This window comes from Gordonia jacobaea, from assembly GCF_001186365.1.
Taxonomy (GTDB): domain Bacteria; phylum Actinomycetota; class Actinomycetes; order Mycobacteriales; family Mycobacteriaceae; genus Gordonia; species Gordonia jacobaea.
Map to the genome: position 1 here is coordinate 1 of NZ_LDTZ01000035.1, position 4,844 is coordinate 4,844.

The 4,844-nt window shown below is 65.4% G+C and carries 6 protein-coding genes and 1 pseudogene; 4 read left to right on the forward strand and 3 right to left on the reverse strand.

Annotation, left to right across the window (positions count from 1 at the left end; translation table 11 throughout):
- The 3 genes from ABW18_RS23390 to ABW18_RS22075 form a co-directional block, all read right to left on the reverse strand.
- Positions 1 to 321, reverse strand: a 321-nt coding sequence (locus ABW18_RS23390) for a helicase associated domain-containing protein (RefSeq protein WP_005180240.1), incomplete at its 3' end; no start/stop codon positions are given.
- A complete protein-coding gene (locus tag ABW18_RS22070; protein WP_005180242.1) occupies positions 306 to 1,058 on the reverse strand; it encodes an RES domain-containing protein in 753 nt (250 codons plus the stop codon). The genes ABW18_RS23390 and ABW18_RS22070, both read right to left, overlap by 16 nt.
- Positions 1,055 to 1,447, reverse strand: a complete 393-nt coding sequence (locus ABW18_RS22075) for a hypothetical protein (protein WP_005180243.1) — start codon at positions 1,445 to 1,447, stop codon at positions 1,055 to 1,057. The genes ABW18_RS22070 and ABW18_RS22075 overlap by 4 nt, the downstream gene beginning before the upstream one ends.
- 146 nt (positions 1,448 to 1,593) lie before the next feature.
- Between ABW18_RS22075 and ABW18_RS23320 the strand changes: the two genes are divergently transcribed.
- The 4 genes and pseudogenes from ABW18_RS23320 to ABW18_RS22100 form a co-directional block, all read left to right on the forward strand.
- Complete coding sequence (locus ABW18_RS23320; protein WP_235434496.1) at positions 1,594 to 2,769, forward strand: helicase associated domain-containing protein; 1,176 nt, start codon at positions 1,594 to 1,596, stop codon at positions 2,767 to 2,769.
- A 294-nt stretch (positions 2,770 to 3,063) separates the two neighbouring features.
- Positions 3,064 to 3,267, forward strand: coding sequence for a hypothetical protein (locus ABW18_RS22090; RefSeq protein ID WP_040519553.1), 204 nt, complete (start codon positions 3,064 to 3,066; stop codon positions 3,265 to 3,267).
- Positions 3,268 to 3,344: 77 nt separating this feature from the next.
- Positions 3,345 to 4,385 carry a hypothetical protein gene (locus tag ABW18_RS22095; RefSeq protein WP_235434497.1) on the forward strand — a complete coding sequence of 347 codons (1,041 nt, stop codon included), beginning with the start codon at positions 3,345 to 3,347 and terminating at the stop codon, positions 4,383 to 4,385.
- Positions 4,386 to 4,527: 142 nt separating this feature from the next.
- A pseudogene (locus tag ABW18_RS22100) lies at positions 4,528 to 4,844 on the forward strand (DNA-binding protein); the annotation flags it as partial.

A 4,844-nucleotide genomic window follows, 5' to 3' on the forward strand; every position in this document is an offset into this window, starting at 1 on the left:
GCGTGCGCTGGTGTGGCCGTGGTGGCACATGAATGGGTCGGCGCATGGCTCGCCGGTCTTGGTGTGGATCCGCTTGGCCGACAGATGGCCCCGCCGGTACTCGGCACGGCGGTTGACGACCCACTGACCGATCGCGAACCCGTCGATCGTCGCGCCGCGGGGAGGTGAGCTGGAACCATGCATGGCGGCGTAGCGGTGCAGGTGGGCGATCCCGGTGTCGAAGAGACGGTCGTAGGCATTACTACGGCTGGTCGAGCCAGCCTCATGCTCGTTCGACGTTGCGGGACAGCCTGTTTCAGGTCGGTCTATGCGGGGGTCCACTCGAGTCCGAGGAGGGTCAGGGCGCGGGCCAATTGTGGATCCGCGGCGTCGATGGGGCAGTGGTCGACCACGTCGATGTGGGGGCTGATGTCGGGGTCGGCCGCGCGTTCGTAGAGCGCCCACATGCGCAGCTGGTCGCCGTGGCGAGAGTCGAACTCGATCCCGTCGACCGCTGCCTGTCCGTGGTCGGTGAGGGCGTAGAGCCAGCGGGAGATGGCCTGGGTGAGACCGCGGGGTCGCCCGTCCCGTAACGCGGCGGTGTCGAGGTCATCGAGCCCGTAGCGGATCGCGAGCGGACGAAACACCGTTCGCAGGGTGGCGAGGCTGTCCGGAGCAGCGGGCACCGCAAACCGTCCGGTCAGGGTGGCGTGGCCGAGCATCCTTGCCTCACACCACGATCGCGGGACGCGCCCGGGCGGCAGCGTGGGATGGTCCTGCTCGTCTTCGTCGTCGACGACGATGTCGTCGAGCTCGGCGATCAGTTGCGGGCTGGGTCGGGCGAAGGCGAGGACTTCGAGGTAGCAGGCCAGGGGAGTGTCGGCGCAGTACAGGGTGCGCCACACCCCGTCAGGGTCGTCCCACCGGCCGGCGAAGCGGCCGTCGGTGGCGTACTCCCACGGCGTCCACTCCCACGGACTGGGTGCGTACCCGACCCGATAGATGGGCGTGGCGGCCCGGATGCTGGTGGTGATCGGGCCGTGCAGGGTGCCGATCGTCGACGTGCGGGGTTGGTTCATCCCACCGCGGCGAACTGGCGGGCAGCGTTGAGTACCTGGGGGCCGACGTCGGCGAGGTCGCCGTCGCGCAGCAGCAACGCCGGCGCCCGGTCGTCGAGGACCGGGTTGAGGCCCTGGAACCAGGCTTGTGCGACGGCGGGGGTGTCACGTTCGGTGATCAGGCGGGCGGCGCGGTAGGCGATCCGGAGCCGTTCGACGTCCTCGGGGTTGGCGATGGTGCGGGTGCCCTCAGCCCACTGCCGCACCGCCCGGGTCTCGCTCACCCGACCCAGGTAGGCCACGAGCTTCGCGCCGAGCAGATCGCGCAACGCAGCCACGAGTTCGGGCTGCGACATACGGGCCGCTTCGGCGTAGGCGGCCAAATCCGGCCGGGGATGCGCTGCTGTCATGGTGATCACCTCAGATCCCAGTATAGATCCCATCCCGTGTGACAGCTAGACACCAGCGGGATTGCCCGCCGCGAACCCCTCGATGGTCGTAGTGAGAACGCCGGGTGGGTGGTCGACCGCCCGGCGGCAACAGGCACACTAGGACTGTGACCAGCCGATACGATGAGGGTATCGCCCATCTACATCGGTATCGGGCCGTGCACGGCACCAGCAGCCCACGCCAGCGGGACGTCATCGACGGATTCCCGATCGGTACCTGGGTCGCCACCCGTCGCGCCGAATACCGGTCCGGACAAATGCCACCTGGACACGCCCACCAGCTCGAAGCCGAGTTCCCCGACTGGCAGTGGACCCTCAGGGCCCGAGCACCGTTCCACGTCGGCCTGGACCACCTGCACCGCTACGTCGCCACGCACGGCACCAGCTCGCCACCCCGCCACGCCACGATTGACGGATTCCCCATCGGCGCCTGGGCGGCCAAACGCCGCACCGAGTACCGACAACACCGACTCTCACCCAAACGGATCACCCAGCTCGAAATCGAGTTCCCCGACTGGAAATGGAACGTCCGATCTCAGCACATAGCGCCGGCGACGGTTCAGAGACGTTCGGTCACGAATCCTGTCACCGGTACCGTCGCTGCCATGGCGTATACGACCGAACAACGACGCATCCTCGTCACTGCCTGCGCACCGTTTCGCGGGTTGCAGGCGCCGTCGGGCTACCCCGACGGATTAGCGCTGTGCGTGATCGACTCGGTGCAGTCGACCGGCGTCAGCTACTCCAGCGTCGAGAACGTGGTGGCCCGCTACAGGTCGTATCGGCGTGCTCATGGCGATGACCCGGACACAGACGGTGTCCCTGAGCTGCTTGCCACCTTCGACGAGCTCGGTGACCCGGGTGGCTGGGCGCAGAAGATCGGCAACAACAACCGCACCTCCACCCGCAGCGGGGTCCTCAAGTCGCAGGCGATCCGAGATGCGGCCCGCGTGCTCGACGGCGCGCGGATCGCCTCCGCAGAGGATCTCCGAGAGACGGCCAACGACGAGACGCAGCTGGCACAGATCCGGGATGAGTGGTGCGTTGTGACGGGGCAGCGCAGCGGAATTACCTGGCATTACCTGCAGATGCTGGCCGGGATACCGGGCGTGAAACCGGATCGGATGATCTGTCGTTTCGTTGCGGACTCGTTAGGGCTTGCCCGCCGCAGTGTCACACCGCAGTTCGCATTTGAGATCGTGACGGCCGCCGCGGCGGACATAGGCATGTCGCCCACTGATCTTGACCACGCCATTTGGCAATACCAGCGCGGCAGAAAGTAGGGTCTCGCAACGAGTGGCGTTTGCTGGAATCGAAGCTCCGTGACGCATCGGCGGCGTCTTCGATCGTTGCGATGCGCATGCGCATGCGAAGTTTGATCCCTCAACCAGGATTCGCTGCTGAAGTTGAGTATCTCGATGCTGGTCGTTCACAGGAGCACAGCCCAGGTGGCGGGCCAGGCCTATACCGGGCGAGGTGCCATCGGTGGTTAGCAGATCCTTGCCAGAGTCATGGTCGTTCACTACGTTCGCGAGAGGATCGACACTAGACAGCGTCTCTTCTGGGGAGGAATTTTCGTGGCGGACCACGACGTACGATTTAGCACCAGCAGAGTGCGCGTCGCCGGCATCGATTTCGAGTTTGACGTTGCGATCGATGGAAAAACCCTCGGTACCCTCTACGTTTCCGAGGGCAATCTCCAGTGGCGACCCAAACACGGACAGAAGCGGTCGGTCATTCCCATCTCGTGGAAGGAATTCGCCGAATGGGCAGAGTCGTAGCTCAAAAGGGAACTCCCAACGCCGACGGCACAAGTGCACGCGTCCAGTTATGTCTACTACAGCCGTGGCAGCAAGCCGTGGATTGGTTTTTCCCTGGCGATGACGACGACCCCGATATCGGCGACCTCGTCTGGCGGACGCCACCAACGTACGCCGCCGGCGACATCATGGTGTACGTGGTCGACGCCCCCAGCCCAGCGATCATCAAGATCGACACCCTGTCCAGGGGTGACGACGACGATGGTCTCAACGCCCCACCCGACTCGGAATGGGGCCCCTTCGACGCGGGACTGTCGCTGCGGGCTATCGAAAAACGGCTAGGCGACACGTTGCCGGAGGCGCCGGCGACGATTACCGACGACAACCTCGGCCGGCGTTTGCTCGCCGCTATCGAGGCCGAAGAGGTTAACCCCACCCCATGGCGCGACGTCGACGAGTCCTGGTGCCGATGGCAGCCAACCGACAAATCACCCCCCACGCCGTTCGGCCCGACCGACTGTCTCGGCTGCGGCCGACACTTCACCTCAGCCGTGCCCGCCGAATCCCATCACCGCGACGTCGGGGACGACGAGGACCCCGCATTTGCCGACGGCGCCCCGGTTACAGTGTGTTCCGACTGCCACGGCCAGCTGCACCGACCGCTGCCCACCAGCCTGCCTGACCTCATCTGCGCGCGGCGGCCGTTATGCCCGTCTTGTTCAGCCGAACGCACCCTGGAAGTGATCTGGGGTATGCCTGCGGGCCCTCCGGGGCCCGGCGTCGCGCTCGCCGGCTGCGTCATCACCGGGCACACTCTGGAGTACCGCTGCGCTGCATGCGGTTACGAATGGACCGACGACGACACTGCCTATCCCGTCGCTGAAGGCGCCGGCGGTGGAGACCGCGTTCGAGCCCGGTTGAGCGACTACCCACTCGGCGACTTCCCGCCCGCGCGTCGTCAGCAACCTGGCCGCCTCGTAGTGGGGCGATACCATCCCCACCACGTCGACGGAGCGTGGGAATCAGGCACCCGGCACCTGGTCATCGGCGAGGATCGCAAACACTACATCGTCGACCCCAGCACCCTGCGATGGGCTGACCCCACGACATACACCAACCTCAGTCCGTCACCCGACTAGCAGCCCCCGGTCGTCGATGACGTGAAATGGCGCGGTGCTGCAGCGGGTTAGCGATTTGGCATCCGCCAGATCGCTGAACGGGCGATGTCCGCGACAGATGCAAACGGGGCTCCCAATTCGTCAACGGGTCTAGCATGACGGTGTGACAGACATCAACATCCTGGCCGTCGATGGGCCGGCAGCGAAGCCGCTCACCAGCGGATCTTTCGCAGCTTCCGGGTTCCTTGAAACCACCCACCTCGAGCAGTGGGTGGTAGAGAACCCAGTAGTCCTCGGCGAAGGTGTGATGATTGTCGCGCGACAGTACTCTAAGTGGTCCTCGAGCGAGGGGGACTTAGGACGGGAACGTCTCGATGTCCTCGCGTTAGACAAGTCTGGCCAACTCGTTGTCGTCGAGCTCAAGCGAGGAAATGACGCTCGAATTCACCTACAAGCCATCACCTATGCTGCGCTCGTGGC